Source organism: Desulfolutivibrio sp. (genome assembly GCF_036584575.1).
In the GTDB taxonomy this organism is placed as follows: Bacteria; Desulfobacterota; Desulfovibrionia; order Desulfovibrionales; family Desulfovibrionaceae; genus Desulfolutivibrio.
In genome coordinates, this window is record NZ_JAZHDB010000065.1 from 1 (window position 1) to 25,127 (window position 25,127).

General features: G+C 62.8%; 27 protein-coding genes. 13 read left to right on the forward strand and 14 right to left on the reverse strand.

The window, feature by feature from the left end; genetic code table 11:
• Positions 1 to 10: 10 nt before the first annotated feature.
• Together V3572_RS04725 and V3572_RS04730 are read right to left on the reverse strand one after the other, a co-directional pair.
• Positions 11 to 1,369, reverse strand: coding sequence for a malic enzyme-like NAD(P)-binding protein (locus V3572_RS04725; RefSeq protein WP_332109829.1), 1,359 nt, complete (start codon positions 1,367 to 1,369; stop codon positions 11 to 13).
• Positions 1,370 to 1,424: 55 nt separating this feature from the next.
• Complete coding sequence (locus tag V3572_RS04730; RefSeq protein ID WP_332109830.1) at positions 1,425 to 2,666, reverse strand: GGDEF domain-containing protein; 1,242 nt, start codon at positions 2,664 to 2,666, stop codon at positions 1,425 to 1,427.
• Between the two features lie 307 nt (positions 2,667 to 2,973).
• Here V3572_RS04730 and V3572_RS04735 point away from each other — a divergent pair, with 307 nt between their 5' ends.
• The 7 genes from V3572_RS04735 (at position 2,974) to V3572_RS04765 (ending at position 8,497) form a co-directional block, all read left to right on the forward strand.
• Positions 2,974 to 4,557, forward strand: a complete 1,584-nt coding sequence (locus tag V3572_RS04735; protein ID WP_332109831.1) for a glycosyltransferase family 9 protein — start codon at positions 2,974 to 2,976, stop codon at positions 4,555 to 4,557.
• Between the two features lie 67 nt (positions 4,558 to 4,624).
• On the forward strand, positions 4,625 to 5,230 hold the full coding sequence (locus tag V3572_RS04740; RefSeq protein WP_332109832.1) for a hypothetical protein: 606 nt from the start codon (positions 4,625 to 4,627) through the stop codon (positions 5,228 to 5,230).
• A gap of 4 nt (positions 5,231 to 5,234) precedes the next feature.
• Positions 5,235 to 5,585: a hypothetical protein gene (locus tag V3572_RS04745; RefSeq protein ID WP_332109833.1), complete on the forward strand. Its 351-nt coding sequence runs from the start codon at positions 5,235 to 5,237 to the stop codon at positions 5,583 to 5,585.
• Positions 5,586 to 5,843: 258 nt separating this feature from the next.
• Positions 5,844 to 6,218, forward strand: coding sequence for a hypothetical protein (locus V3572_RS04750; protein WP_332109834.1), 375 nt, complete (start codon positions 5,844 to 5,846; stop codon positions 6,216 to 6,218).
• A 160-nt stretch (positions 6,219 to 6,378) separates the two neighbouring features.
• Positions 6,379 to 6,957: a hypothetical protein gene (locus V3572_RS04755; protein ID WP_332109835.1), complete on the forward strand. Its 579-nt coding sequence runs from the start codon at positions 6,379 to 6,381 to the stop codon at positions 6,955 to 6,957.
• A gap of 482 nt (positions 6,958 to 7,439) precedes the next feature.
• Positions 7,440 to 8,261, forward strand: coding sequence for a glutaminyl-peptide cyclotransferase (locus tag V3572_RS04760; RefSeq protein ID WP_332109836.1), 822 nt, complete (start codon positions 7,440 to 7,442; stop codon positions 8,259 to 8,261).
• The gene (locus V3572_RS04765) at positions 8,258 to 8,497 is read left to right on the forward strand and encodes a hypothetical protein (RefSeq protein WP_332109837.1); all 240 of its coding nucleotides are present in this window, start codon (positions 8,258 to 8,260) and stop codon (positions 8,495 to 8,497) included. The genes V3572_RS04760 and V3572_RS04765 overlap by 4 nt, the downstream gene beginning before the upstream one ends.
• Positions 8,498 to 8,647: 150 nt before the next feature.
• Here the strand turns inward: V3572_RS04765 and lgt are convergent, their stop codons facing one another.
• The 3 genes from lgt to panB form a co-directional block, all read right to left on the reverse strand.
• Complete coding sequence (gene lgt, locus V3572_RS04770; protein WP_332109838.1) at positions 8,648 to 9,490, reverse strand: prolipoprotein diacylglyceryl transferase; 843 nt, start codon at positions 9,488 to 9,490, stop codon at positions 8,648 to 8,650.
• A gap of 13 nt (positions 9,491 to 9,503) precedes the next feature.
• The gene (locus V3572_RS04775) at positions 9,504 to 10,853 is read right to left on the reverse strand and encodes a tetratricopeptide repeat protein (protein ID WP_332109839.1); all 1,350 of its coding nucleotides are present in this window, start codon (positions 10,851 to 10,853) and stop codon (positions 9,504 to 9,506) included.
• 75 nt (positions 10,854 to 10,928) lie between these two features.
• Entirely contained in the window at positions 10,929 to 11,765 is an 837-nt protein-coding gene (gene panB / locus V3572_RS04780) for a 3-methyl-2-oxobutanoate hydroxymethyltransferase (RefSeq protein ID WP_332109840.1), read from the reverse strand.
• A 197-nt stretch (positions 11,766 to 11,962) separates the two neighbouring features.
• Here panB and V3572_RS04785 point away from each other — a divergent pair, with 197 nt between their 5' ends.
• Positions 11,963 to 12,550 (forward strand): TrmH family RNA methyltransferase, encoded by a 588-nt coding sequence (locus tag V3572_RS04785; RefSeq protein WP_332109841.1) that lies wholly within the window; start codon positions 11,963 to 11,965, stop codon positions 12,548 to 12,550.
• Here the strand turns inward: V3572_RS04785 and V3572_RS04790 are convergent.
• Together V3572_RS04790 and V3572_RS04795 are read right to left on the reverse strand one after the other, a co-directional pair.
• Entirely contained in the window at positions 12,441 to 13,928 is a 1,488-nt protein-coding gene (locus V3572_RS04790; protein ID WP_332109842.1) for an MFS transporter, read from the reverse strand. The genes V3572_RS04785 and V3572_RS04790 overlap by 110 nt on opposite strands.
• On the reverse strand, positions 13,925 to 14,386 hold the full coding sequence (locus V3572_RS04795) for a MarR family winged helix-turn-helix transcriptional regulator (RefSeq protein WP_332109843.1): 462 nt from the start codon (positions 14,384 to 14,386) through the stop codon (positions 13,925 to 13,927). Before V3572_RS04795 ends, V3572_RS04790 begins: the two co-directional genes overlap by 4 nt.
• 212 nt (positions 14,387 to 14,598) lie before the next feature.
• Between V3572_RS04795 and V3572_RS04800 the strand changes: the two genes are divergently transcribed.
• Entirely contained in the window at positions 14,599 to 15,021 is a 423-nt protein-coding gene (locus V3572_RS04800; RefSeq protein ID WP_332109844.1) for a hypothetical protein, read from the forward strand.
• A 94-nt stretch (positions 15,022 to 15,115) separates the two neighbouring features.
• On the opposite strand, the gene V3572_RS04805 is transcribed toward V3572_RS04800, so the two are convergent.
• The 5 genes from V3572_RS04805 to V3572_RS04825 all read right to left on the reverse strand — a co-directional run bounded on the left by V3572_RS04805 (position 15,116) and on the right by V3572_RS04825 (position 19,693).
• Positions 15,116 to 16,528, reverse strand: coding sequence for an FAD-binding oxidoreductase (locus tag V3572_RS04805; RefSeq protein WP_332109845.1), 1,413 nt, complete (start codon positions 16,526 to 16,528; stop codon positions 15,116 to 15,118).
• Positions 16,528 to 17,220, reverse strand: a complete 693-nt coding sequence (locus tag V3572_RS04810; protein WP_332109846.1) for an amino acid ABC transporter permease — start codon at positions 17,218 to 17,220, stop codon at positions 16,528 to 16,530. The genes V3572_RS04805 and V3572_RS04810 overlap by 1 nt, the downstream gene beginning before the upstream one ends.
• Positions 17,217 to 17,984, reverse strand: a complete 768-nt coding sequence (locus V3572_RS04815; RefSeq protein ID WP_332109847.1) for an amino acid ABC transporter ATP-binding protein — start codon at positions 17,982 to 17,984, stop codon at positions 17,217 to 17,219. Before V3572_RS04815 ends, V3572_RS04810 begins: the two co-directional genes overlap by 4 nt.
• Positions 17,984 to 18,697, reverse strand: coding sequence for an amino acid ABC transporter permease (locus V3572_RS04820; protein ID WP_332109848.1), 714 nt, complete (start codon positions 18,695 to 18,697; stop codon positions 17,984 to 17,986). The genes V3572_RS04815 and V3572_RS04820 overlap by 1 nt, the downstream gene beginning before the upstream one ends.
• A gap of 243 nt (positions 18,698 to 18,940) precedes the next feature.
• Positions 18,941 to 19,693, reverse strand: a complete 753-nt coding sequence (locus V3572_RS04825; protein WP_332109849.1) for an ABC transporter substrate-binding protein — start codon at positions 19,691 to 19,693, stop codon at positions 18,941 to 18,943.
• 338 nt (positions 19,694 to 20,031) lie between these two features.
• Between V3572_RS04825 and V3572_RS04830 the strand changes: the two genes are divergently transcribed.
• From V3572_RS04830 to V3572_RS04845, 4 genes are all read left to right on the forward strand, one after another.
• On the forward strand, positions 20,032 to 20,460 hold the full coding sequence (locus V3572_RS04830; protein ID WP_332109850.1) for a response regulator: 429 nt from the start codon (positions 20,032 to 20,034) through the stop codon (positions 20,458 to 20,460).
• Positions 20,461 to 20,665: 205 nt separating this feature from the next.
• Positions 20,666 to 21,928, forward strand: coding sequence for a sulfite exporter TauE/SafE family protein (locus tag V3572_RS04835; protein ID WP_332109851.1), 1,263 nt, complete (start codon positions 20,666 to 20,668; stop codon positions 21,926 to 21,928).
• A gap of 3 nt (positions 21,929 to 21,931) precedes the next feature.
• The gene (locus V3572_RS04840) at positions 21,932 to 22,654 is read left to right on the forward strand and encodes a hypothetical protein (RefSeq protein WP_332109852.1); all 723 of its coding nucleotides are present in this window, start codon (positions 21,932 to 21,934) and stop codon (positions 22,652 to 22,654) included.
• Between the two features lie 302 nt (positions 22,655 to 22,956).
• On the forward strand, positions 22,957 to 23,664 hold the full coding sequence (locus V3572_RS04845; protein WP_332109853.1) for a DUF599 domain-containing protein: 708 nt from the start codon (positions 22,957 to 22,959) through the stop codon (positions 23,662 to 23,664).
• Positions 23,665 to 23,951: 287 nt separating this feature from the next.
• Here the strand turns inward: V3572_RS04845 and V3572_RS04850 are convergent, their stop codons facing one another.
• Positions 23,952 to 24,350 carry a response regulator gene (locus V3572_RS04850; protein ID WP_163304048.1) on the reverse strand — a complete coding sequence of 133 codons (399 nt, stop codon included), beginning with the start codon at positions 24,348 to 24,350 and terminating at the stop codon, positions 23,952 to 23,954.
• Between the two features lie 127 nt (positions 24,351 to 24,477).
• Positions 24,478 to 24,987, reverse strand: a complete 510-nt coding sequence (locus tag V3572_RS04855; protein WP_332109854.1) for a hypothetical protein — start codon at positions 24,985 to 24,987, stop codon at positions 24,478 to 24,480.
• Positions 24,988 to 25,127: the final 140 nt, after the last annotated feature.

A 25,127-nucleotide genomic window follows, 5' to 3' on the forward strand; every position in this document is an offset into this window, starting at 1 on the left:
ACATCATGGACTACAACGGTACGGAAGTTTTGTCGGCATGGAAAAAGTTTGTCAACTCCAGTCCGTACGAACCGGCGAAGGCCTCGATGCGTTTCCGCGAGGCGTCGAGGCGGGCGCGCAGGTCTTTTTTGTACTGGGCGATATCCACCGTGGCGCGGGCGACGCCGGAGTCCATGGCGGCCTTGGCCACGGCCGGGGCTTCCCATTCCAGCATGCGGTGGTCGAGGGCCTTGGGGATGACGTAGTCCATGCCGAAGGAGAGTTCCTTGACGCCGTAGGCCTCGAGGACGTCGGCGGGGATGGGCTCCTTGGCCAGGGCGGCCAGGGCCTTGGCGGCGGCCATCTTCATGGTTTCGTTGATTTTGGAGGCCCGCACGTCCAGGGCGCCCCGGAAGATGAAGGGGAAGCCGGAGACGTTGTTGACCTGGTTGGGGAAATCCGAACGGCCGGTGCCCATGATGCAGTCTGGGCGGGCGTCTTTGGCGTCGTGGTAGGTGATTTCCGGGTCGGGGTTGGCCATGGCGAAGAGGATGGGGAATTTGCCCATGGACTTGACCATGTCTTTGGAGACGAGGCCTTTGGCGGACAGGCCGAGGAAGACGTCGGCGCCCCTAAAGGCCTCGGCCATGGCGCCGATGTCTTTTTTCTGGGCGAAGTAGCGTTTGGAGTCGTGGAGATCCGGGCGACCGGCGTGGATCAGGCCTTTGGAGTCGTACATGAAGATGTTGGCGCGGCTGACGCCCAGGGTTTCGTAGAATTTGCAGCAGGCGATGGCGGCGGCCCCGGCGCCGGAGACCACGACTTTCACGTCCTCGATGCGTTTCCCGGAGATTTCCATGGCGTTTAAGATGCCCGCGCCGGAGATGATGGCCGTGCCGTGCTGGTCGTCATGGAAGACGGGGATCTCCATTTCTTCGATGAGGCGCTGCTCGATGTAGAAGCATTCCGGGGCCTTGATGTCTTCGAGATTGATGCCGCCGAAGGTCGGTTCGAGCATCTTGACGAATTCGATGATCTTGTCGGGATCGGGCTGGTTGATGTTCAAATCGTAGACATCCACGTCGGCGAAGACCTTGAAAAGCACCCCCTTGCCTTCCATGACCGGTTTCCCGGCCTTGGGGCCGATGTTGCCCAGGCCCAGGACGGCGGTTCCGTTGGAGACCACGGCCACCAGGTTGCCCTTGTTGGTGTAGTCGTAGACCTTGTCCGGGTCGGCGTGGATGGCCCGGCAGGACTCGGCCACGCCCGGGGTGTAGGCCATGGACAGGTGCTTCTGGGTGCGGCAGGGCTTGGTGGGCACGACTTCGACTTTCCCTTTGGGGAAACTCGAGTGGTAGGACAGGGCTTCTTCTTTGGTAAAAAGCGACATGCGTTCCTCCGTGAGCTGATTTTGATATGGCAGGCGCATCGCGCCGGGTTGTGGTTCACGCCGGGGAATCGGGCGAAGGGCCTCCCCGCTTGACCGCGTACATGTCCGCATCGGCCCGGCGGATGAGGGCGTCGAGGCTCTCTCCGGGTTCGAGGCGGGCCAGCCCCACCGACGCGGACACGCCAAGGGGGGTGTCCAGGCCGGTGATCCGGGGCACGCTGAGGCCGGAAACGGCCCTGGCGATGCGTGCGGCCATGTCTGCGGCCTCGACCATGTCGGTGTCGGGCAAAATGGCCACGAATTCGTCGCCGCCGAGACGCGCGAAGATATCGTAGCGACGCATGGATTCCTTCAGGCGCATGGCGACGGCCGTAAGCACCCGGTCGCCAGCCGCATGTCCCAGGGTGTCGTTGATCGACTTGAACTTGTCCAGGTCGATGAAAAGCGCGCACACCGGAAAGCCTTTGCGGCCGGAAAACTCAAGCATCCGTGGGGCGTGGCGGGTTAGGTACGCCCGGTTGGGCGCTGTGGTCAACTCATCGATGACCGTTTCCCTGTCCAGTTTTTCATGGTCGCGGACATTGATGAGATCCGCCGCCAGAATATCGCAGAAGTGTTCCAGAAAATCCGTGGCCTTGTCCGGGGTATAGCGTCCGGGGGCGGGGTCGAAGAAGGCCACCGCGCCCACCAGTCGGTCACGGCGGAATTTGTCCTTGAGGCCGCAGACGAAGCAGGAACCGTCCATGAGGGCCGTGGTGGCGGGAGTATCCGGGGGCAGGAAGAAATCGGGCCGGGGCATGCGCCGGGTCAGCCCCAGAAAGGGGCGGGGCGGCGTGGCCTGGCACAGGCGGCATATCTCGGTTTCCAGGGTCGCGGCGGAGACGGCCCGGACGAAGGGAATGACGTCTGGCAGAAACTCCGCGAAATCCTCGGAGCAAAGCGCCAGGCCTATCTCGGACACCGCCAGGGTCTCCTTGAGCTGCGGCAGGAGGGCCGGGAGATGGGCCAGGCTGTGCATGGCCCTGGAGTGTCTGATGGCCTGGCGGAATTTCCGGAAGCTGGCGGCGTCGCGGCGGTTGTGTTCGAGGAGCCGCCGCCTGGTTTCCGCCAGCTTGGCCACCTTGGCCCGCAACAGGGCGGCCTCGTCCTCGATGATGCGGCGATCATGAGCGAATCCGGCGGCCTGTTCGGCGCGCAGGGTTTCGATCTCGCGCAGCACGGCGGCATGATGCTTTTGCGGTACATGGCGCAAGATTTCAATCAGACGGGTTTCCTGGTCACGGTGCAACAGTTTCATGGACGGTTCTCCGATAACAAGATGGAGAGGCCCGGCAGGGGCGCGCAATGATCCCTGGAGCCCGGGAAAAGGGGGAATGCAGTCCTTTTCACGGCGGCCACAGAGGGGGAAACGGCGTCTTTCGGATGCGCTGCAATCGGTATCGCCATGCCTGTCAATCAGTTACCATGTTCGGAAACAAGGGACAACCCGGCCAGGGGAGATGTGCATGTTGGGCAATGTATTGCACACGCATGCACAGGCGGGCCTGCACATATCGCGGAACGAATCCGGGTATAGGCATGGTTCCTGCTTGTTGCCGGAGGTCATGAACACCCTGGTCATCAACCTGACGCGATTCGGCGATCTGCTGCAATGCCAGCCGGTTTTTGCGGAGCTTGCCGCCTCCGGAGGCCGCACGGGGCTTGTCTGCCTGGAAAACTTCGCGGGTGCGGCTGGGCTTTTGCGGGATGTGGGGCAGATTTTTCCCCTGGGCGGGGCCTCGCTTCTGCACGCCGTGGATACGGACTGGAAAAAGGCCCTGTCCCGGTTCAGGGAGTTCATCGACGGGATCAAACAAGAATTCTCCCCAACCCGGGTCATCAACCTGACCCCCTCGGTCTCGGCCCGGGTGCTGTCCCGGCATCTGGCCGGTGGCGAGGCCGCAGGCTTTGCCCTGGACGCGGAGGGCTTTGGGCGCGACAGTTCGCCATGGGCCGCTTTCCTGGAGATTTCCGCCGCCAACAGGGGCTTAAGTCCCTTCAATATCGTGGATTTGTTCCGGCGCGCGGCGGGGCTTGGGCACATGCCCGCCGCCTTCGATCTGCGGGCCATCCCGCCAGGCCAACGGACCTTGGCCGGGGAGCGTCTGGCGCAGGCCGCTCCCGAGGGAACCCGCGGCTTTGTGGGCTTCCAACTCGGGGCCAGCGAGGAGGGCAGGCGGTGGCCCGTGGAATATTTTGCCCGGTTGGGCGAGGCCGTGTGGGGACGCGCGGCGATCGTGCCGGTGCTTTTGGGGGCCGGGAGCGAACGTGGGTTGGCCCGCAGGTACGTTGCGGCCTGCCGGGCTCCGGCCGTGGACCTCACCGGGGGAACCACCCTGGACGAATTGGCCGCCGTGGTGTCCAGCCTGCGGGTGCTGGTCACCAACGACACGGGCACCATGCATCTGGCCGCCGGGCTGGGGACGCCGGTGATGGCCTTTTTCCTGGCCACGGCCCAGCCTTTCGATACCGGACCCTACCGGGCCGGGAGCCTGAGCCTTGAGCCGGACATGGCCTGCCACCCATGCCCCTTCGGAACCACATGTCCTCATGACCGGGCCTGCCGCCGGGCCATCACTCCGGAAACGGCGCAGACGGCCCTTTTTTCCTATCTGGAGACCGGCTGTTTTCCTTCCGGCGGATATGCGGCCGCCCGGGCCTGGGAATCCTTTGCCGAAGCGGACGGCTTCATGGCCCTGCGCTCCCTCTCCGGCCACGAAACCGAGGATCGCACGGCCTGGCTGACGCTTTTGCGCCGGATCTTTCGTCAATTCCTTGACGACGAGCTCGTCACGCCATCCGGACCGCCCATCGGCTTCAGCCCGGAAGCGGCCAGGGACATCCGTTCGGTCCTGGCCGACAGCGCGGGGCTGCTGCGTCTGCTGCAGGGGCAGGCCGAGGCCTTGGCCCATGCCCCGCATTCCAATCGCAAAGACAAGTTTCTGGGAGTCTGGCGGCGGGTGCATGGACTGTGGAGCGGCGATCCCCGCTTTCGGGCCATGGGGTATTTGTGGATGCATCTTTCCCAGGCCCCGGGGGTGGACCTGGATGGCTTGAAACGTATTATCGGCCGCTATTTAGGCCTTGTGGACGCCGCCGGAAGGCTTGTCGGGCAAGGTGATTTGGCAGGTGGCACGGGAATTGAATAATGGCTTTGGCAGAGGGGCCGAAAGGGAAAAATCGGCCGACAACACACAGGCACATGGAGGGCGAACCATGATCATGGTCGATGGCCGGGAAACCGGCATAGTGATTGGAAACTTCGAGAATCTTGAGGAACTCCTGCTGAAGGTCATGGAGGAAGACAACCTCGAGGGACGCGTGGTGACCGACGTGTTTGTGAACAAGGAGCCCTTCTCGGAAATATATCCGCATCAGGCGGAGGATATCGAGGCTTCGGGGATCCAAAGCGTGGAGATAAAGACCGTCCCCGCCTCGGAGATGGCCGCCAGCATCGTGGGCGAGTTGTTCAAGGTGGTTACGCTCATGGACCTGGGGGCTCGTGAGGTGGCGGTGTTGTTTCGCCAGGCCCAGGATGCCGAGGGTCTGGAGGTGTACCGCGACCTGCTGGACGTGATCCAGGATTTCATGGGCATGGTCGGGCTTTTGCGCGAGAAGTTCGGCACCAAGGAACATCCCGCCTTTGTCAGCGCCGCTGATGAGATCTCCACCCTGTTTTCCGAGATGCTCGAGGTGGTGGAAAACGAGGACTGGGTTCTTCTGGCCGATCTTCTGGAATACGAATTCATTCCCGCCGTTTCCCGTTGGAAGCAGGTTCTCACCGATATCGGCGAGGACATCAGGATAACGACCGAGGGCTAATACAATGTCAAAGAGCGTGACCTTCATCGATATGGCCCTCGAAGTGGGCGAACGCGAACTGGCCAGTCTGCTTGCCGGAGACATCGAAGAGGCCGAGCGGCTGGCGTTTGATCGCGGAAAACTCATGGAAGAGGCCTGGCAGATGCGCGAATCGGACAAGGTGAGCCAGCTTCGCGACAAGCTTTTGCGCCTGCAAACCTTGCAGGGGCAGTTGACCAGCGAGGCCAGGCGGCTGCATGAAACACTGCGCAATGACCTGAAAATGGCCAGGAAAGAAAATGAACGGCTCTCGGGATACCGGTCAAGCGTGGTGGCCACCCCCATCGCCAGCCGATTCCTGGACAAACTGAGCTGATTGCGTCACGCCGTTTCCGCCAGACCGACATCTTGGGCCGATTCCGTTTGGGGTCGGCCTTTTTTGCGTCCAGCGCCCCGAGGGAAGGCAGGAGGTCTGACTGGTGAAGGCAGGGTTTTGACAGGGTGCTGCACACATGCTGTTAAATCAAATAAAATCAATATGATATGCAATGGCAAGATACTTGCTTGAGGGAAGTGAAGGCCAGGCTCCCTGGGGGGGCGGCGGGATGGCCGGAGCACGTCCAAGGAGGATCCCATGCTCTCATTTTTTGGCGGAACCGAGAAGAAGACCAGACGCACTGACGACCTCAAGCAGGGAAAAAAGCTGCAAAACGCCAAAGAGCTTTTCTATACGGGCAAGTTTCCCGTGGTGACCACCCCGATCATCAAGGGCCGCAAGATCCGCCGGGTGCTCGGGCTGGTCAGCGGACGGGGATTCGATTCCGAATGCGCGTTTTACGGTCTGACGGCCAGCGCCATCGACATCGGGGCCGACGCCATCATCGGCTATCAGGAGAACGTGGCCTTCCATCCGGACGGGTCGCGCTATTTTTCCTGCTACGGGACGGCCGTGGTGTTGGAGAAAAATCCGCCCGCCAAGGCTCTGGGGGCCAAGGCGGTCATGCAGTAGACCACGCCCGGCCCTCCGCGCCGCCGAAGGCGGGACGGGAGGGGAAACGGGCGTCATACGGACCCGGAGGGCGACGTGTCGGCTGAACCATGCCACAGGGCGACCCTTCCCCTCGACGGGTCACGGCGCGGCTGATCTGCCCGCGCCAAGGAGAGGATGCATGTCACGCACGCAAACGGGCTTGGCCATGGTCCTGGCCGTTTCGGCGATCATGGTCGCCACCGGGCCGCCCGCCTGGGCCGACGACTACCGGCAGGGGGAATCCTATGTCGAAAAACGCGGCGGGGTCTATGGCACAAGCGGCGACAACGCCACCCGGCTGAGTTCCCGGGGCGGCGTGGCCGGGGTTTATGTGGCCGACGGTCTGGCCCTGGAGGCCGAGGGGCTGGGCTATACCACGGACCCGGCCGCGGCCAGCACGCCGGACGGCAGGCCTGTGGGCCAGGTGGGCGAGCCGGACGCCGTGGGCGCCAACGTCATGGCCAAATGGCATGTCGTGCGCACCAAGAAGGGCTCCCTGCATCTGGGGGCCGGAACCGGCATCCTGTCCGGCGACGAGTCCGGGCTGGGCAAGGCCTCGATCAGTCAGACCAACAACGCCGACCTGGGCCTGACCCTGAACATGAGCGATGCCGTCAGCCTCAAGGCCCAGGCCCGCTACCACAACATCGACGGCCTCGGGGGCCGGAGCGCGACCGAGGCCATGGGCGGCAACGTGGGCCTGAAGATCAGTTTTTAATGGCCTCCGGGGGATGTCCCTTGGTGTCGGACGGGCATCCCCTGGCGGCGTTTGCGGTTTTGTGCGGCGATAGGCCGGATGTGAGGCGAGGCCAGATGTGGGGAGGAGGTTACTTCTTGTTTTTCAGATCGCACCGATCTGAAGGGCCGACGCCTCAGCCCCGGATGCCCAGGCGGGGAAGGATGAATCGATTCAGGGCGTAAAACGCCGCAAAAATGATGACAAGGGTCAACAGGGTTTTCACTCGGACTCCTTTGCCCCCCCGCCTCGTGCCGGGAGGTTCGGTCGTGTCTGGGGGTTGCCGATGGACGTATCATAATCATCCCTGGAACCCTGGCAAGCCGCCCGGCTGTCCCGTGGCGCATCCGCCAGTGCGTGGCATTGCGCGGCGGGGCGGAGCGGGATATCGGTGTTCGCTGCGCCCGGGCTTTGGTGCGGCGTGCATCGGGGGCGGGATGGTTTTTGGGCAAAGGGGCATGGGCATGGGTGTTTTGTCGCGCGCGGCATGGGTTTTTCTTTTTTTCGCCATCTGTCTGGCGGGCGGGGGCGCCCCCGAACGGCTCGACGCCGCAGACGCCACGCCGGTCATCGGCTGGCGTGCGGCCGGGCGGCATCCCCACGATCCGGACGCCTTCACCCAGGGGCTGTGCCTGCGCAGCGGCGGCCGTTTATACGAGAGCACGGGCCGCTACGGACGTTCCAGCCTGCGCGTGGTCGACCCGGCCACGGGCCGGGCGCTTGTGCGCCGTAACCTGCCTGCCGCCTATTTCGGCGAGGGGCTGGAGGAGTTTGCGGGACGGCTCTACCAGCTCACCTGGCGGGAGAATACGGTCCTCGTCTTCGACGCCGCCACCCTGGACGCCCTCGGGCAAAGACCGCTGCCCACCGAGGGCTGGGGCATCTGCCATGACGGAACCTCGTTCGTCGTAAGCGACGGCTCCTCGGTCCTGCGGCGCTACGACCCGGACACCTTCGCCCCCATGGGCCGCATCCGGGTGGCCGACCAGGGCGTCCCTGTGGAGGCGCTCAACGAATTGGAATGCTTCGATGGCCGCATCCTGGCCAACGTGTGGCGGACGGATCGGGTGGCGGTCATCGACCCCGGCGACGGCCGGGTCGTGGCCTGGCTGGATCTTTCGGGCCTGCGGGCGCTGATGCCGCCGCTTTCCCCGGAGGCCGTGGCCAACGGCATGGCCCGCGATCCGGATACCGGCCGGTTGTGGGTTACGGGAAAGCTGTGGCCGAACATGTTTGAATTGGAGCTGGCCCCGCTGCCCCGGGCCGGGGAAAAGGAAGCGCCATGAAAGCCAGTTGCAAGGTCTGCCGCTATTGGCAGGGACCGATCACCGCCAACGAGCGGTATTGCCCGCCCGAGGACGTCCTGGCCCACGAATGGGGCTTTTGTCGCCGCCACGCCCCGCGTCCGGCCGTGGAGACCGTGGAGAACGCCCGGGGCAAGTCGTTTGTCGCCGTGTGGCCCGAGACCCGGGCCACGGACGTGTGCGGGGATTTCAAGATGCTGGTGCTGGCGAAGGAATAGGGAGGCCCGGAGGATTTCCCAGGCAGGTTGAATCCGTGGCGGCCGGGCCTTAGGCAGATCTCCCGGCCCCGAAACGTATCGGGCGCATGCTGCTGCCGGGGCTTTTGCGGCGGGTTTCTCCGTAAATGCTGCGGCGTGTTGAACGCGGGCTCAGGCCCTGTGCTTGCGGCCGCTTTTTTTCTTTCCGGGCCTGGTCCGCGTTGCGGCGAAGACGTTTTTGCGGGCCGTCAGGTAGAGGGCCGCACCGACAAGGATCATGGGCAGGCTTAAAATCTGGCCCATGGTCATCCAGCCGAAGAGCAGATAGCCAAGCTGCGCGTCAGGCGTCCGCACGAATTCCACCGTGAACCGGAACAGGCCGTACAGCCCCAGAAAAAGGCCCGTGACCGTCCCCGTGGGCCGGGGCCGGGACGAATACAGCCACAGGACGGCGAAAAGGGCCAGGCCTTCGAGTCCGGCCTCGTAGAGCTGGGAGGGGTGGCGCGGCAGGCTGCCCGCCCGGGGGTCGGGAAAGACCATGCCCCACGGCAGATCCGTGGGTTTCCCCCACAGTTCGGCGTTGATGAAGTTGCCGATGCGTCCGGCGAAAAGCCCCAGGGGGCCCAGGGGCGCGGTGAAATCGGACACGGCCAGAAACGTCCGGCCGGTCTTTTTGCCGAAATACCAGAACACCGCGCACAACCCCAGGGCCCCGCCGTGAAACGACATGCCCCCCTGCCAGACCTTGAAGAGCAAAAGCGGGTCGTGCACAAGGCCCATGAAATCGTAGAAAAGCACATAGCCCACCCGGCCGCCCACCACCACCCCGAGCACGCAGTAGGTGATGAGGTCGTCCACCAGGGCCGGGGTCCAGCCCGACTCCGGCCGGGCGGCCCGGTGTCGGCCCAGGAGCCAGGCCGCCGTGAAGCCCAGAAGATACATGAGCCCGTACCAGCGCACGGACAGGGGGCCGATCTGCAAGGCCACGGGGTCGATGACGGGGAAGACGATCACGCGCGGGGAATCCTTATGCCTGAAGGCGTTGCGTTTCGATTTCACGCAAAAAGGCGGCGGCCTTTTTCGAGTCGGGATTGAACTCCAGGGCCTTTCGCAGATAGTCCTTGGCCAGCTCGTTTTTTCCTGCCCGGCGGAAGATGGCGGCGATGTTCAGGCACACCGGCTCACCGGCCTTGTAGATGTCGGGGCTTAGGGACAGGGCCTTGGTCATGAAATTGTAGGCGTCCAGGAGTTGACGTCCTTCCATGTGGGCCATGGCGATGTTGTAATAGAGGTTGCCGTCCACGGGCGAGATCTTGAGGGCCTTGCGGTATTCCGTGATGGCGTCTTCCCAGCGGCCCTGCTTGCGCAGGGTGATGCCCAGGCGGTTGAAGGTCTCGATGTCGCCTTTGTCCAAAAATCCCTTCTTGGCCTCAAGCGTGCGGCGCAGGTACCGCTCGGAGAGTTCCGGGGCCACGTCCAGGCAGATCTGGGCGATTTCCCGGGAAACCCGGCTCAAGGACTCCATGGCGTCCCGGGTGGCGACCTTGATGGCCTCGTCGAAGACCAGCTTAGCCTTTCCCTTGTCGCCCAGGCGGATGTAGCCGTTGCCGATGTCGATCTTGCGGTCCACGTTGAGCGGGCTCAGTTTGTCCAGACGCTCCAGCAGCCGGATCTCCTCGGCGGTGTTCCCGGTCTCCCGGTGCAGGGCGGCGATTTTTTTTAAGGGTTCGAGGAAGAGCTTGGCGCTTTTTTCGGCTTGCTTGTAGCTGTCCAGGGCCTGTTCGATCTTTCCCTGCCCCTTGAGGGCGTCGCCCTGGAGGATCAGCCCGGCCGGGCTTTGGGCCTTGAGCTCCAGCACCAGGCGGGCCTTTTCCTCGGCGTCCTGGTACTGGCCGATGGCCAGAAGCTTCTTGCCCTCGTCGATGAGTTCGCCGATCTGCCCCCGGGGTTTGACGGTGAAGGCGATTTTTTCGATGAGGGTATCCGGGGCGATGGGTTTGGTGATGATGTTGTCGGCCCCCACCTCGTGCAAAAGGATCAGCTTTTCCCGCTCCACCTCGGTGGTCAGGACCACGAAGAGCACGTCGGGCTGGTCCTGCTTGACGTATTTGATGATGTCCGTGGTGGGTTTTCCGGCCAGTTCGCGTTCGATGAAAACCAGAAGCCGATGCCCCCTGGACCGGTACATCTTGATGACCTGTTGCAGTTCCTGCAGGGTGAAGGCGTTGACCACGCAGTCGTCCTTCACGGACAGATGCCGGGTCAGGGTGCCGCGCAGGTTCTTGTTGAACAGGGTGTCGGCGCTCGCCGCCACAAGCAGTCCGCGTTGGGCGGCGAGGAATTCCCGGACGTCTTCGTCGTATGGTTTGGGCTTCATGATCTGTGCTCTCGAAACGTCATGCGGGGCGCCTGCGGGTCGGCGCGTCCGTATTGGATGGGCATGGGGTGGAACTCACCCGATAAACCGTTTGAATTCCTCGTCGTCGATGGAAAATTCATGTTCGGGACCGGGGAAGCGGCCTTCCCTGACCTCGGCCGCATAGCGCGCCAGGGCCTCCCGGGAGGCCGTTCCCAATTGGGCGAAATTTTTGACGAACCGGGGAGTGAAACGGTCGAAGAGCCCCAGGACGTCGTGATAGACCAACACCTGGCCGTCGCAGTCCCGGCCCGCGCCGATGCCGATGGTGGGCACGGGCAGTTCCCGGGTGACCACCTGGGCCACCCGGGCCGGGATGGCCTCCAGCACCACGGCGAAGCATCCGGCCTCGGCCACGATCCGGGCGTCCTCCAAAAGATGCGCGGCCTCGGCGGCCGTCTTGGACTGGACCTTGAAGCCGCCCAGCCGGGCCACCTGCTGGGGCCGAAGCCCCACATGGCCCATGACCGGGATGCCCGCGTCCACCATGGCCCGGATCTGGGGGGCCGTCTCCCGGCCGCCCTCGATCTTGACGGCCTGGGCCCGGCCTTCCTTGAGAAACCGTCCGGCGTTTCTCACCGCCTCGGACACCGAAACCTGGTAGGACAGAAAGGGCATGTCCCCCACCACCAGGGCGTGATTCGTCCCCCGGGCCACGGCCTTGGTGTGGTGGAGCATCTCGTCCATGGTCACGGACAGGGTGTCGTCATGGCCGAGGACCACCATGGCCAGGGAGTCGCCCACCAACAGGACGTCCATTCCGGCCTCGTCGGCGATCCTGGCCGAGGCGTAGTCATAAGCGGTCATCACCGCCAGCTTGCGGTGTCCTTTGGCGGCCAGAATCTCCGGCACAGTGACGCGTTTGCCAGACATGACGCAACTCCTTGCCGCCGCAACCGGACCGGGGCGCATGGCCGTTTCAGGCGGCCGTCCCGTTTTGACGCAGGCGCGCACCTGCATGCCTATCCGATTTTGCGACACTTGTCTTGCCCGGAAAAGCCGACTTCCCGGCTGGACCCGGGGCGGGCCGTCCTTGCCTTGCCCCCGGGTTTTGCCTACATGATCCGGCCATGCGAAACATTTCCGAAAACCGCCTGGAGCGCATCCGCCAGGTTCTGGCCGCCCGTCAGAAGGATTTGGCCCTGGTGCTGGACAACATTCATGACCCGCACAATGTGTCGGCCATATTGCGAAGCTGCGACGCCTTCGGCGTGCCCCGGGTCCATCTGCACTATACCACGACGGCCTTTCCGCATCTGGGCAAGAAATCGTCGGCCTCGGCCAAGAAATGGGTGGAGTGCGTGCGCCACGCTGGCTCCGCCGCCCTGGCCGCGCGGTTGGACATCGACGGCCTGCGGCTGGTGTCCACGGGGTTTGGGCCCCGGGCCGTGCCGCTGTGCGATTGGGACTTCACCAAACCCACGGCCATCGTGTTCGGCAACGAGCACAGCGGCGTCTGTCCCGAACTGGCCCGGTATGTGGCGGCGGAGATGTACATCCCCATGCGCGGCATGGTGCAAAGCCTGAACGTCTCCGTGGCCGCCGCCGTCATTTTGCATGAGGCCCAGCGCCAGCGGGCGGCAGCGGGCATGTACGACCGTCCGTCGTATTCTCCGGAAGAGATTGAGACGCTGGCTGCGATGTGGCGGGAGAAGTAGAGGCCGCGACGTTCTTTTTGGCCAGAAAGGCCATGGTCGCGCCGAACAGGCCCAGGATGCCGAAGGCCGTAAACAGCGTGCGCATGGCCGCCAGGTACTCCCCGATGACCTCCGGTCCCAAGGGGTGGTTGCCCACATAGCGGGCGATGACCACGGTGATCACCGCCATGCAGGCGGTCATGCCCATGGTCCGCGACTGGCCGGACATGGCCGAGGCGACGCCGTAGCGCGACTGGTCCACGGCGGACATGAGCACCACCATGCTTGGCGTGGAAAAAATGCCGATGCCAAGCCCCACCACGGACAGAATCACGACCACCGCGCCCGTGCCGCTTTGGGCCGAAAGGGTGGCTGCGGCGAGCACCCCCAGGGCGGCCAGCCCGGCCCCGGTCCCGGACAGGAGATGGACGGGGATCTTGTCGGCCAGGCGGCCGATGACGGGCGAAACGAGGCACTGGATGACCGGCTGGACGGCCAGGATCAGACCGGCCTGGGCCGGGGTCATGGAGCGCGCGTATTGCAGATAGAGGCTTATGAGAAACGAGACCCCGAAGGCGGCGCAGGACACAATGCACATGGCGGCCACGCCCAGGGAAAAGGCCCTGTTGGCGGAAAACAGGTCGAGATGCAAAAGAGGAGCCGCCGTGCGGCGCTCGATGGCGAGAAAGGCCGCCAGGGCCAGGACGCCCAGGCCAAGCCCCCACCAGCCCAGGGACGTTTCCAAGTGGGCGCTGCCGAAGACCAAAAGGCCGATGCCCGCTGCGCTGCTGACCGCGCCCCACCAGTCGAACCGGGCCCCCGGGGCGGGCGACAGCCGCCAGGAGAGATTTTTCAGGCAGACCAGAAGGGCCACGGCGCAGGGGGCCATGCCGAGATAAAACACAAAGCGCCAGCCAAGGCCCGAGGCGATGATCCCGCCCAGGACCGGGCCTGCCGAGATGCCCAAAAAGATCCCGGCCACGCTGATGCCCAGGGCCCGGGCCCGCTCCTCGGAGGGGAAGGCGTCGTATAAAAGGGCCAGCCCCGTGGCCAGGGTCATGGCCCCGCCCAGGGCCTGAATCCCGCGAACCACCAGGAACATCTCCATGTTTGGGGCCATGGTCAGGGCCAGGGCGCTGGTCGCGAAAAGCATAAGGCCGATGAGGAACACCCCGCCCCGGCCGCAGATGTCTCCGGCCCGGCCGAACGGCAGGAGAAACATGGCGTTGACGCACAAAAAAACGGATTCGACGAGGCTTAAGGAGATGGCCGTCGCGGCATATTCCCGGCCGATGGCCGGGAGGCAGACCCCCACGGCGGACAGCATGAACGGCACCGCGAACTGGGTGGAGGCCACGGCGAATAATACGGCCCATTTCCTGGAACGGTTGTGAATCATGAATCCTCTCGCGTGATCGCGTCATTGAGATTGGCGGCCATATCGGCCAGGATGGCCAAGGCCAGCTCCCGGCGTGCGGGGTCGAAGCCCCGGAAGAGGGCCTGGTTGTGGTCCTTGAGCACGGCAAAGAGCCCTTTTGCAAGATCCAAGGTTTTTTGCGTCGGGGAGACGAGTTTCTGGCGGCGGTCGCGTTCGTCTTCGAACCGGTTCACGTAGCCCCGTTTTTCCAATTCGAAAAGCGTCCTGGCCGTGGCCGCCGGGTCCACCTTGAGGCTTTTGCACAGGGCGTCCTGGGGCTGGCCCGGCCGGTCCAGCACCTCGAGCAGCACCCCGATCCAGCCGCGTTTGAGCCCGAGCTCCCGCATGCGGGGGGCCAGAAAGGCGGCCGAAAGACGGTGCAGCACGGCCAGGTGGTGGCCGGGGGCTTTGTGCCGGCACAGGGCCAGGTCACAGGGCATGGCGGTCCTTTTTTTGTTGACATGTCAATTGTTGATGCAGTCAATAGTGACGCCGTTGCCGGTTGTCAAGGGCGGCATGCCATCTGTGCGGATGGGCGTGCCGCTGTTTGGGCCGTGCCGCTGGCCGACCGGGGAGACGGCTGCCCGGGATGAGCCGGGTTTCTTCTCTCTGCCTGCTTCTTCGGGTATGGCGAGAAAAAGGGAGATAGACCATGTCAGCCAGTCTGGACGAACTGATGCAGGCCGTGCGGCAAATGCTTTCGGATATGGGGTGGCGGACAGAAATCCAGCAGGATCGGGTTGTGGCCGTAAAAATCGCCATCGCCTTCAAATGGATGCTGGGAAAAAGGACCGTTCGGCAGGATGTGGAATGCCGCTTCGACGCCCAGGAAAACAGTGTTCGGTTCACGGAAACGGCGACGGAAAGCTCCATCGGGATTCCGCCGCTGTCCTTCGGGGTCACGAAGCACCGTCAGTCCGGGACGCGGTATAGGGAAAAGCGGGTGGAGAAGGGGATCGGCGGCCAAGGGGCGATGTCCTACGGAACTGTCGGTGAATCCGTCATGCGGCTGTGCCAGGAGAAGGGGTATCGATTCGTGTGCACGACAGGGCGCATCAAAAATCCCTTGAAGTGAGGCCTCGCGTTGCGCCTCATAAAGAATACGTCCGGAGCGTATGATGCAATAACGGCGGTTGTCTCGTCGTGCCCGGTCGGCCCCGTGCCCGGGTTCAGGGAAAGATTTTTCCCGGATTGAGGATCATGTTGGGATCGAAGAGCCGTTTTATGCCCCGGTGCAGGGTCAGGCTCGCGGGAGACAACTCCAGGGAGGCGTAGCGCTTCTTGGCCAGCCCCAGGCCGTGTTCTCCGGAGATGGTGCCGTTTAAATTCAAAACCGTGGTCAAAACCCGCTCCACCAGCCGGTCCATGCGCTCCCGGGTGTCCGGCCCAAGGGTCTCGGCGATCATGTTCAGGTGGATGTTGCCGTCCCCGGCGTGGCCGAAGGCGTACACCGTCAGGCCGAATTCACGCTCCAGCATCTGGACGGCGGAGATCAGTTCCGGGATGTAGGCCAGGGGCACGGCCACGTCCTCGGACATATACAGGGCGGCGACATCGTGGATGCGCGTGGAGATCTGCCGCCGGACCTCCCACATCCTGTCCCGGGCCGCCGGATCGCGCGCGGGCAGAACCTCCATGGCCGACATCTTCCTGCAGACCGCGACCGCGCAGGCCATGTCCGATTCGGCCGAGGCCTCGTCGCCGTCGGTCTCCACAAGCAGCAGGGAGGTCTGGCCGCCCCGCAGGGGAAAGGGCAGAAGCTCGGCCACAAGGGTCAGGCAGCGGTGGTCCATGAGCTCCACGCAGGACGGGGTGACGCCCGAATTCATGACCGCCCCCACGGCGGCCACGGCCTTGCCCGGGTCGGGGAAAAGGGCCAGGGCCGTGCGCACGGCCCGGGGATGGGGGATGAGCTTCAAAATGATCTTGGTGAGGATTCCCAGCGTCCCTTCGCTGCCGGTCAGAAGACGCGTCAGGTCGTAGCCCACCACCCCTTTGCGGGTGGCCACCCCGGTGCGCAGGAGATCCCCGCCGGGAAGGACGGCCTCCAGGCCCAGCACGTAGTCCCGGGTCACGCCGTATTTGACGCAGGCCGGGCCCCCGGCGTCCGTGGCCACGTTGCCGCCGATGGTGCTTTGGTCCAGGCTGGCCGGGTCCGGCGGATAGAACAGGCCCTTCGCCCGGGCGGCCTCCCGGATGCGGCCGGTCACGGCCCCGGGCTCCACCACGGCCAGCATGTTCACCGGGTCCACGTCCAGGATGCGGTTTCGGCCCGCCATGGACACCACCACGCCGCCATGCTCGGCCAGGGCGCCTCCGGCCAGTCCGGTCCCGGCCCCGCGCGGGGTGACCGCGAATTCATGCAGGTTGGCCAGATGCACGATTTCCTGGACGTCCTCCACGCTTTTGGCGAAAAGCACGGCCTCAGGACGGCGGCGCAGTCCCGAGGCGTCCTCGGAGGCTGCGTGGAGATCCGCGTCGCGAAGTGAAAAGGACGGGCCGAAGCGTTTGGCCAGTTCGGCGGCCAAGGCTGCGTCAATGGGGGCATACTGGACGGGGGAGAAAGGGACGCCGTTTTGCATCAGGAGTTTTTCACCTCGAAGCCGGGAATGGACAGGCGGTTTTCAACGAGACGCAAAAGCTGCCCGGCCACGGTGACCAGGGCCAGGTAGTACAGGCCCACGATCACGTAGACCTCGGTGTTCTGGAAGGTGGCCTTGGCGATGCCCCGGCCCACGCCGGTCAGCTCGTTGACGGTGATGATGGAGGCCAGGGACGAATACTTGATGAGATAGATGATCTCGTTGCCGCAGCCGGGAAGCGCCCGGCGGAAGGCCTGGGGCAGGACGATGGACAGGATGCAGTTCAGCGGCGTGATTCCCAGGGCCTGGGCGGCCAGGAGTTGGCCGCGCTTGATGGAGAGAAGCCCTCCCCGGATGTATTCCGATTGATAGGCCCCGCTGCACAGGGCGAAGCCGATGATCGCGGCCTGGACCGGGGACAGGATCAGGCTCACCCCGCCGAGGCTCACATAGGGCAGGGCGAAATACCAAAAATAGAGCTGCACCACCAAGGGCGTGCCCCGAAACAGGGACACGTAGCAATTGGTGATCCGGCGCGGCCACACCCCGCCGTAGACCCGCAGGGTTCCGGCGGTGACGCCGATCACGACGCCCAAAAGAGCGGCGGGCACGATGATCCCGATGCTGGCCCAGAGGCCGACGTTGAGCCCCGGGACGACCCGCTCGAAGGCGAAGGCCAGGGCCTCGTTCATCCGCCCATCTCCCCGCTGAGCTCGGAAAGCTTGGCGCAAAAGGCCATGGTCCGGGAACAGGAACCCCGGGCCAGCAGTTCGCTGGGCGCGCCGCGTTCGATGATGCGACCTTTTTCCATGAACAGGAATTCGTCGGCCAGGGAGGAGGAAAAGCCGATCTGGTGGGTGGCCATGATCATGGTCATGCCCGCGTCGGCCAGGTCGCGGATGACCGCCAAGACCTCGCCGATGAGTTCCGGGTCCAGGGCGCTGGTGGGCTCGTCGAGGAGCATCACCGCCGGGTCCATGGCCAGGGCCCGGGCCACGGACACCCGCTGCTTCTGGCCGCCCGAGAGTTGGGCCGGATAGAGCCCGGCCTTGTCCGCAAGGCCCACCCGGGCCAATTCCTCCATGGCCCGGTGGGTGGCCGTACGCTTGTCCATCTTTTTGACCTTGATGAGGGCCACGCGCACGTTCTCCAAGGCCGTCAGGTGGTCGAACAGGTTGAAATCCTGGAAGATCATGCCCACGCGTTGCCTGAGCCACAAGAGGTCTTTCTTGCTTTTGCCGCGTATCTCGCGTCCGTCGAGAAAGACCTTGCCCTCGTCCGGGGGCAAAAGAAAATTGATGCACTGCAAAAGCGTGGATTTGCCCGCGCCGGAAGGGCCGATGAGCACCTTGAGGCGGCCTTTTTTTACGGTGAGCGATACCTCGTCGAGGATGCGCTGCCCGCCCAGGTGTTTGACCACGTTTTCCACGCGAAGGACGACGGATTCGTTTTGCATCACAAAGATCCCTGGTGCGAATAGCCTTCCATGCGCACCTTGGCCTCAAGAGTCTTGAGGGCCTTTAAGCCCGCCCAGGTCAGGGCGAAAAAAATCAGTCCGGCCAGGATGGACAGGGGAAGGGGTTGGTGGGTGGTGGCGGCCACGGAGCGCGTCCGGGACATGATCTCCAAAACGCCGATCACGAAGGCCAGGGCCGAATCCTTGAGCAGGATGGAATATTCGTTGGACCAGGCGGGAATGGACAGGCGCAGGGCCTGGGGCAAAATGATGGTGGCGATGGCCGTGGCGTCGGTCATGCCCAGAGCCCGGGCGGCCTTGAGTTGGCCCTCGGGCAGGCTTTGGATGGCCCCCCGGAAGATTTGCGACTGGTAGGCGGCGCTGGTCAGGCCCAGGACCAGGACGGCGGCGGCGAAGGCGCTGTCCAGATGCAGGAACGCAAGGGCCGGGATACGGCTCAGGTAGGCCAGGATGCCGAAGTAAAACAGGTAGAGCTGCACCAGGATGGGCACGCCGCGAAACAGCCAGACATACAGCGACACCAGCCGCCGCACCGGACGCCGCCCGTAGACCTGGCCCACGGCCAGGGGGACGCCGAAGACGAGCCCCACGGCCATGGCCCCGATGATGAGCCCAAGGGTCCACCAGATGCCGCCCAGGATGTAGGGCAGGGCCTCCCATGAGGCGGTAAGGGCCTTGAGCATGCCGTCCATGTATTTTCCCGGCGTCGCGTCGCAGGGGCGCGGTTTTTCGGTAACAGGAGTGAGACAGGCGACGGCCCCGAAGGCCCCGGTCCACATGGGCCGGAAGCGTTCGGGGCCGGACGCGGGGCGACCGGGCCGCCCGGTGCGCTAGTGTTGCGTTCGGTAATTCCCGTTATGGTTAAGCAAGCAGCAACATCTTGAATGTATGATTTTTATTCACAAAAAAACAAAATGTTTTTTTTGAACGCCACACTAGATGTCGTACTTCTTCTTGAGTTCCTGCCAGTAGGGATCCTTCATGAGCAGTTCCAGACCCTTGTTGACGGTCTCCAGGAACTCCTTGTCATCCTTGCGGATGGCGTAGCCGTACTTTTCAGAGGGCACGTCGAAGGTTCCGGCCACCTTGTAGGGCTGGCCCTTCATCAACTCTTTGGCGATGGAGGAATCCATGCCGGAACCGGCGATGCGGCCGACCTTGACGTCTTCCATGGACAGGTCCGTGGAATCGTAGAGCACCAACTCGAACTTGTAGCCCTCTTTCTTGGACATTTCCTCAAGCAGCTTGTTGGTCACGGTGCCGCGCTGCACGCCGATCTTTTTGCCGGTCTTAAGCAGGTCGGCGAAGGGGGTGGCGTCGTCGCCCTTGACCAGGAGAACCTGGGTGACCTCGTAGTAGGGGATGCTGAAATTGACGATCTTGGCCCGCTCTTCGGTGGCGCTCATGCCCGAGGCGATGATGTCGATCTTTTTGGCGGTCAGGGCCGGGATGATGCCGTCCCAGTCCATGGGCTGGTGCTTGATTTTAAAGCCCATCTTTTTGGCGATCCAGTCCATGGATTCCACGTCGAATCCGGCGGGCTTGCCGTCTTTGTCCACGAATCCGAACGGCGGAAAGCCGAAGTCGATGCCGTTGATGTAGGTTTTTTCCTCGGCCAAAGCCGCGCCGGAGAAGGCGAAGGCCAGGGCCACGGCCAGAAGGGCGGCGACGCGCAGCGTTTTGAACATGATTTCTTCCTTTTCCCGGGGTTGTACGACGATGCAGATGGGAGCCTTGGCCGACGACGGACGCGCCCGGGACCATTTCCCGGGATTGGGCTTTGAGGCGCAAGCGTCTCGAAACCGTTACGCCGCATAGCAGAGATGCGCCCGGCGATCAAGGACATACGGCCCGGGCGGCGCCCAGGTGGCGGATCGGCCGTCACCTGGGCGCGACTTGGAATGTGTCCGCAGACTTTGACGGACTGTAAAGATTCCTGACACCAGTCAGCGAAAAGCAACCCGACGCCGGATCGTGAGTTAAAAAAATGTTCATTTTTTCAGGATGTTGAGGGCTCAGAAGGAACATGCCTGCCTGGCACGCAAGTTGCCATTCCTCCAACCGGCATTCCCTCAAGGAGGAGCATGTGGAGAGTCCCGGCCATACCATTCTCGTCACCGAGCGAAACGGAAACATCCGTGAGCTTTTGCGTCGGGAATTGGGGCGGGCGGGATATCGTGTGCTGACGGCTGCCGATGCCCCGACGGCGCGGGAAATCCTGCGGGAGAATGCGTCCGTGGAACTGGTCATTCTCGACGAAGAACTGCCCAATGCCGGGGAAGAGGGCGGGCTTGCGGCCTTTTTTCGCGGAGCGGGCGGACCTCCCGTGATTTTGCACGCCTTCTCCCAAGGGGCGTGCGCCTATCGGGAGGATGGCCAGGTGGCGGCCGTGGTGGAGAAAGGGGGGGGCCTGGAGCTCCTGACGGCGGCTGTAGCCAGGATCTTTGCGGCATAACCCACAACCGTTCCGGGAACCCGGAGCACTCGGGGAAAAAGACAGGGGCCTGTCGCCTGGTCGTTGCACGGCCCACAGGTCTTTTTTCCTTCTTGGGCGAAAACGGGGGACCGGAGCGAGACAGTTTTTGGGACTCCTTATGAAACGCGGAGTCCGGACAACCACGCAGCCGGTCGAGTCACACTTCAAAACGGAGGAAGAGGAAATGGGTTTGGGCAGAAACGTCTTTGAGTTCCTAAAATCCGCGTCCATTGCGCACGCAAAATGGGATCTGGAAGTCTCCACATCCATTTTGCGCAACCGGAAAAAAATGCTGTTTCTCATCGCCCTGGCCTTGCCGATCATGGCGGTGTCCTTTGTGGAGGCGGGCGATTTCCTGGGCGGCAAGACGGCATATGCGCCAGCGTTTTACACCACGACCATCTTTCTGGTCTCCATCGCCGTGGGCTTGGCTGCGGGGCTTATCACCGGATGTATCGGCGCGGGCGGCGGCTTCATCATCACCCCGGCGCTGATGGCCGCAGGCGTCAAGGGCATCCTGGCTGTCGGAACCGATCTGTTCCACATCTTCGCCAAGGCCATCATGGGCACGGCCGTGCATAAAAAGCTCGGCAACATCTCGGTGAAACTGGCCATCGCCTTCCTCGTCGGCTCCGGCGGCGGCACCTTCATCGGCGGCGCCATCAACAAGGGACTCTACAACAAGGATCCGCTTTTATCCGAGCTTTTCATCAGCGTCATCTATTCCGTGCTGCTCGGCTTCCTGGGATTCTACGCCCTGTTCGACTTCCTGAAGTCCAGCCGTGGGCAGGCGCCCCAGAGCGGCGGCGGTCATGACGCCCACGGCGGCCCCAGCGGCACCACGGGCCTGGCCGTGAAGCTTCAGAACATGAAGATTCCCCCCATGATCACCTTCGACGAGGACTTCGTCCCCGGCGGCAAGCAGATTTCCGGCTGGATCGTGGCCGCAGGCGGCGTGGTGGTGGGCATCCTGGCCGCCATCATGGGCGTGGGCGGCGGCTTCGTCACCTTCCCCATGTTTGTCTATATCTTCGGCGTGTCCTCCATGACCACCGTGGGTACGGACATCCTTCAGATCATCTTCACCGCCGGCCTTGGGGCCATCGCCCAGTACGCCATCTACGGCTTCGTGTTCTACACCCTGGCCATGGGCATGCTGCTCGGATCGCTTCTGGGCATCCAGGTCGGCGCCCTGACCACCAAGGTGGTCAAGGGCATCCACATCCGGGGCTTCTACGCCATGTCCATCATCGCCGGTTTCATCAACCGCGTGGCCGTGTTGCCCAAGAAGCTGGTGGAACTCGAATACATCGAGTTGTCCAAGACCATGGTCAACAACATCGAGTTCGTGGGCAATATCATCTTCTGGGTCGTGGTGGCCATTTTCGGGATATGGGTCATCGGCAAGTTCGTTACCAACATTTCGACGCTCAGACAGGAGGCCTAGGTCATGGTGGCCAATAAAAAAGCCCTTTCCATGGGCATGATCCTGCTCGTCTCCTTTGCGGGGGTGTTTTTCTTGATCATGATGCCCATCTTCGGCAACGGCATGACCGGGTTGGACTACTCCGACGACCTGTTCAACAAGCTTTCCAAGGGATCGTCCTACTTTATTCCTTCCGTCAAAGAGCAAATCAAGGAGTTCAACGGCAAGCAGGCCAAGGTGGTCGTGAAGATGAAGTCCGAGGATGACGCCAAGCAGTCCCTGGCGGTCATGACCAAGGCCGGCTTCACCGCCGCCCAGGCCGGGGACACCCTGAGCCTGGATGTGGACCTGGGCAAGATGCTCTCCAAGATCGTGGACGACGCCGACGCCATGTACCATGACGACGGGGCCAAGGTCGGCGCGTTCTACGGCCTGGACAAGGACGCCGAGGGCAAGCTGGCCATGAAGGCCTGGTGGACGCTTCTGGCCGGGATGATCAAGCCCCTGCAGAAGGAAAAGCAGATTCCCATGGCCAACGCGGTCAATCTGGTCAACCAGAAGGCCATCGAACCGGCCTACAACTTCTACGGCATCAAGGCCGAGTCCATCTTGGACAAGATTCCCACGGCCTCGGGGCTTCTCATCTTCTATGTGGTCTACACATTGTGGTACGGATTCGGCATCTTCGAGATTTTTAACGGCATCGGATTGTCCATGAGCAAGTCCAAGGTGAAAAAGGAAGTCTAAGTCCGCTTTGGCATGAAGGCGGGTGCGCGGCCGGTTCCGGAAGGGACCGGCCGTTTTTTTAGGCTTGCTTCGGAACGTACGCCACGCGGTCGTCCGCGACGGGCGTCATGAGAGGCCTTATTTCGCCCTGCGCCGTGGCCGTCCCCATGACGGACGGCGCCAGGAATCAGGGCGTCAGAACCCGGGGAGCTGCGGATACGGCCGGGGGGCATGGTGGCCATATTTGACGCAAGGGGGATTTCCAAGGCATAGCATTCCCGTTCGAAGGATCGAGTGTTCCGAATGCCTGGAGGAAAAAAGCCGTGGAATTTCTTGCACCGCATTTATTGGATGTGATCTGTCTGGTGGCTTCCATCAGCATGTTTACGCTCTATAACGTGTTTATCTGGCGGAAGTTGAAGTCTGACCCCATCTACACAATTCAAGGAGCGTCAAATCTTGCCCGGAGGGCGTGGGTTGTCAATGTCATGGAGGAGAAAAACGACATCCTTGCCGTGCAGACGCTACGAAACTCCACCATGGCTGCAACATTTTTGGCCTCAACCGCCATACTGCTCTCGGTAGGAGTCCTCTCCTTGACAGGCCAATTAGACAATATCGGAACCACATGGCACTCGCTCAATATCTTCGGTTCGACAGAGCAGAGTACCTTGGCCCTGAAGATTTTGGTTCTGCTTGTCAACCTGTTCATTGCGTTTTTCAGTTTCTCGTCGTCCATCAGGATGTATAATCATGTCGGATTTATGATCAACGTGCCGTGCATGGATGGAAACTACAGCTCGTCGATGACGTTCGTCGCCATGCAACTCAATCGTGCGGCAAGTCATTTTCACTTTGGAATGCATGCCTTTTATTTTCTGGTTCCTCTTGTGTTTTGGTTTTTCGGTCCCCTCTTGTTGGTTGGCTCCACGCTGGCCATGATTTGTGTCGTCTATTGTCTGGACAGAACGTCAAAGATGTACTGTGATTATATGACGCCGTTTAGCATGAAGACGTGTAATCTGAAGTAGTTTTTGCGGCTGGTTCCGGTTCACTCCCTGGAAGATTCCCGGCCCGCGTCCGTGGCGGCGATCCATGTCCGCCGGGCGGCGCCTCCTCTCCCAAATGCCGGGAAAAATGGGCGTTTTTTGCCGACAAAGGGCGGCCGGGTTGCCTCAGGGGCACTTCCGCAGTGGGGAGCCGTATCAGGAAGAAAGCCGAAACGGGCAGGTACCCGTCCGGGTATGGCGGCCACGACCTCGACAGGAATTCCCTTGAGCGGGTCGCCGTCGGGCCGGAACTTCGGGTGGCGGGGAGGCTATTCGATGAGGTTCAGGTTTTTCAGAAGATGCAGCAGCATGTGCTTGTCGATGGGTTTGGGGACATATGAGGTGGCGCCGCCCTTGTAGTAGGCCTCGACCACGTTTTTGGGATCGTCCAGGGCCGTGGTCATGATCACCTTGACCTCGTCGACAGGATTGACGCCCTGCCCCCGTTCCAATGCCCGAATCTTTTTCAGGGCCTCCTGGCCGTCCATCTCCGGCATCATGATGTCCATGCAGATCAGGTCATAGGGACGATCCTCGCGCAAAGACGCCTCGAACGCCTCCACGGCCTCCAGACCATTGACCGCAATGTCCACCTCGCCGTGGGGCGTGAGGATTTTCTGCAATACCTTCCGACTGGTGAAATCATCTTCCACGACCAGAACGCGCATATCTTCCACCCCACGGTTACGGGCCAACGGCCCTTTTGAGAAGAGTTTGCAGCAAACCGGGGGAACATTCAAGGTCGTTTCCCGGCCTGGATCGCGCAAAACAACCGGAAAAGGCTGCCCTTTGGCGCTACGGGCGGCGTTTGGGGCAGGATTCCTGAAGCATGCACACCCCGCAGCCCCCGGCGTAGGGCATGGGGGTGAAGACGGCGTACTGCCGGTTGACGGTCCCGGCCGGGTTCCATTCCAGATCCAGGAACTTGAACTGGCGCAGCATGTCCCGATCCGGGCTGGGAAGCGGCGCACAGCCGCCGTCGGCCACCTCGGGCACCACCTGGGCGGCCGCGCCCATGACCAGGGCGATGGCCAGGTTGTGCAGGGAAAAGCCGTCCGAAGGCGATATCTGCCAGGCCTGCTCAACCTCGTCCTCAATGCTTTTTTCCAGAAAAATCAGGACATAGCCCTTGCGACGGCCCAGGTCGAAACGGTAGGCCCGAAGGGCCGGGGCCCACTGCTCAAACCGGGCGGCAAGCCTGTCCGCCTCTTCCTGCTCCATGCGCGGCAGATCCGCGATCTCCATATAATGCAACATGTCGAAACCCGGCGTGACGTCGAGCTTTTCCCGAATGATCTTGCCCATGGCGGCCTCCCTTCCCAGATGTCCCGAAATGAGGCCCGTTGATAAACCACCCCCCGCCGCCCGGCAACCCCCCCTCTCGCACGGCATCGGGGCTGCCGCCCCGCACTGCGTCGGGGCTGCCGCCCCGAACCCCGCCCGGG

Excerpts from the sequence above, each read along its gene's own strand:
- V3572_RS04730 (WP_332109830.1), bottom strand. The coding sequence starts at position 2,666 with ATGAAACTGTTGCACCGTGACCAGGAAACCCGTCTGATTGAAATCTTG.
- V3572_RS04725 (WP_332109829.1), bottom strand. The coding sequence starts at position 1,369 with ATGTCGCTTTTTACCAAAGAAGAAGCCCTGTCCTACCACTCGAGTTTC.
- V3572_RS04745 (WP_332109833.1), top strand. The coding sequence starts at position 5,235 with ATGTCAAAGAGCGTGACCTTCATCGATATGGCCCTCGAAGTGGGCGAA.
- V3572_RS04855 (WP_332109854.1), bottom strand. The coding sequence starts at position 24,987 with ATGGGCAAGATCATTCGGGAAAAGCTCGACGTCACGCCGGGTTTCGAC.
- panB (WP_332109840.1), bottom strand. The coding sequence starts at position 11,765 with ATGTCTGGCAAACGCGTCACTGTGCCGGAGATTCTGGCCGCCAAAGGA.
- V3572_RS04850 (WP_163304048.1), bottom strand. The coding sequence starts at position 24,350 with ATGCGCGTTCTGGTCGTGGAAGATGATTTCACCAGTCGGAAGGTATTG.
- V3572_RS04735 (WP_332109831.1), top strand. The coding sequence starts at position 2,974 with ATGAACACCCTGGTCATCAACCTGACGCGATTCGGCGATCTGCTGCAA.
- V3572_RS04775 (WP_332109839.1), bottom strand. The coding sequence starts at position 10,853 with ATGAAGCCCAAACCATACGACGAAGACGTCCGGGAATTCCTCGCCGCC.
- V3572_RS04815 (WP_332109847.1), bottom strand. The coding sequence starts at position 17,984 with ATGCAAAACGAATCCGTCGTCCTTCGCGTGGAAAACGTGGTCAAACAC.
- V3572_RS04820 (WP_332109848.1), bottom strand. The coding sequence starts at position 18,697 with ATGGACGGCATGCTCAAGGCCCTTACCGCCTCATGGGAGGCCCTGCCC.
- V3572_RS04790 (WP_332109842.1), bottom strand. The coding sequence starts at position 13,928 with ATGATTCACAACCGTTCCAGGAAATGGGCCGTATTATTCGCCGTGGCC.
- V3572_RS04805 (WP_332109845.1), bottom strand. The coding sequence starts at position 16,528 with ATGCAAAACGGCGTCCCTTTCTCCCCCGTCCAGTATGCCCCCATTGAC.
- V3572_RS04800 (WP_332109844.1), top strand. The coding sequence starts at position 14,599 with ATGTCAGCCAGTCTGGACGAACTGATGCAGGCCGTGCGGCAAATGCTT.
- V3572_RS04785 (WP_332109841.1), top strand. The coding sequence starts at position 11,963 with ATGCGAAACATTTCCGAAAACCGCCTGGAGCGCATCCGCCAGGTTCTG.
- V3572_RS04765 (WP_332109837.1), top strand. The coding sequence starts at position 8,258 with ATGAAAGCCAGTTGCAAGGTCTGCCGCTATTGGCAGGGACCGATCACC.
- V3572_RS04840 (WP_332109852.1), top strand. The coding sequence starts at position 21,932 with ATGGTGGCCAATAAAAAAGCCCTTTCCATGGGCATGATCCTGCTCGTC.
- V3572_RS04740 (WP_332109832.1), top strand. The coding sequence starts at position 4,625 with ATGATCATGGTCGATGGCCGGGAAACCGGCATAGTGATTGGAAACTTC.
- V3572_RS04795 (WP_332109843.1), bottom strand. The coding sequence starts at position 14,386 with ATGCCCTGTGACCTGGCCCTGTGCCGGCACAAAGCCCCCGGCCACCAC.
- V3572_RS04835 (WP_332109851.1), top strand. The coding sequence starts at position 20,666 with ATGGGTTTGGGCAGAAACGTCTTTGAGTTCCTAAAATCCGCGTCCATT.
- V3572_RS04755 (WP_332109835.1), top strand. The coding sequence starts at position 6,379 with ATGTCACGCACGCAAACGGGCTTGGCCATGGTCCTGGCCGTTTCGGCG.
- V3572_RS04830 (WP_332109850.1), top strand. The coding sequence starts at position 20,032 with ATGCCTGCCTGGCACGCAAGTTGCCATTCCTCCAACCGGCATTCCCTC.
- V3572_RS04750 (WP_332109834.1), top strand. The coding sequence starts at position 5,844 with ATGCTCTCATTTTTTGGCGGAACCGAGAAGAAGACCAGACGCACTGAC.
- V3572_RS04825 (WP_332109849.1), bottom strand. The coding sequence starts at position 19,693 with ATGTTCAAAACGCTGCGCGTCGCCGCCCTTCTGGCCGTGGCCCTGGCC.
- V3572_RS04810 (WP_332109846.1), bottom strand. The coding sequence starts at position 17,220 with ATGAACGAGGCCCTGGCCTTCGCCTTCGAGCGGGTCGTCCCGGGGCTC.
- V3572_RS04760 (WP_332109836.1), top strand. The coding sequence starts at position 7,440 with ATGGGTGTTTTGTCGCGCGCGGCATGGGTTTTTCTTTTTTTCGCCATC.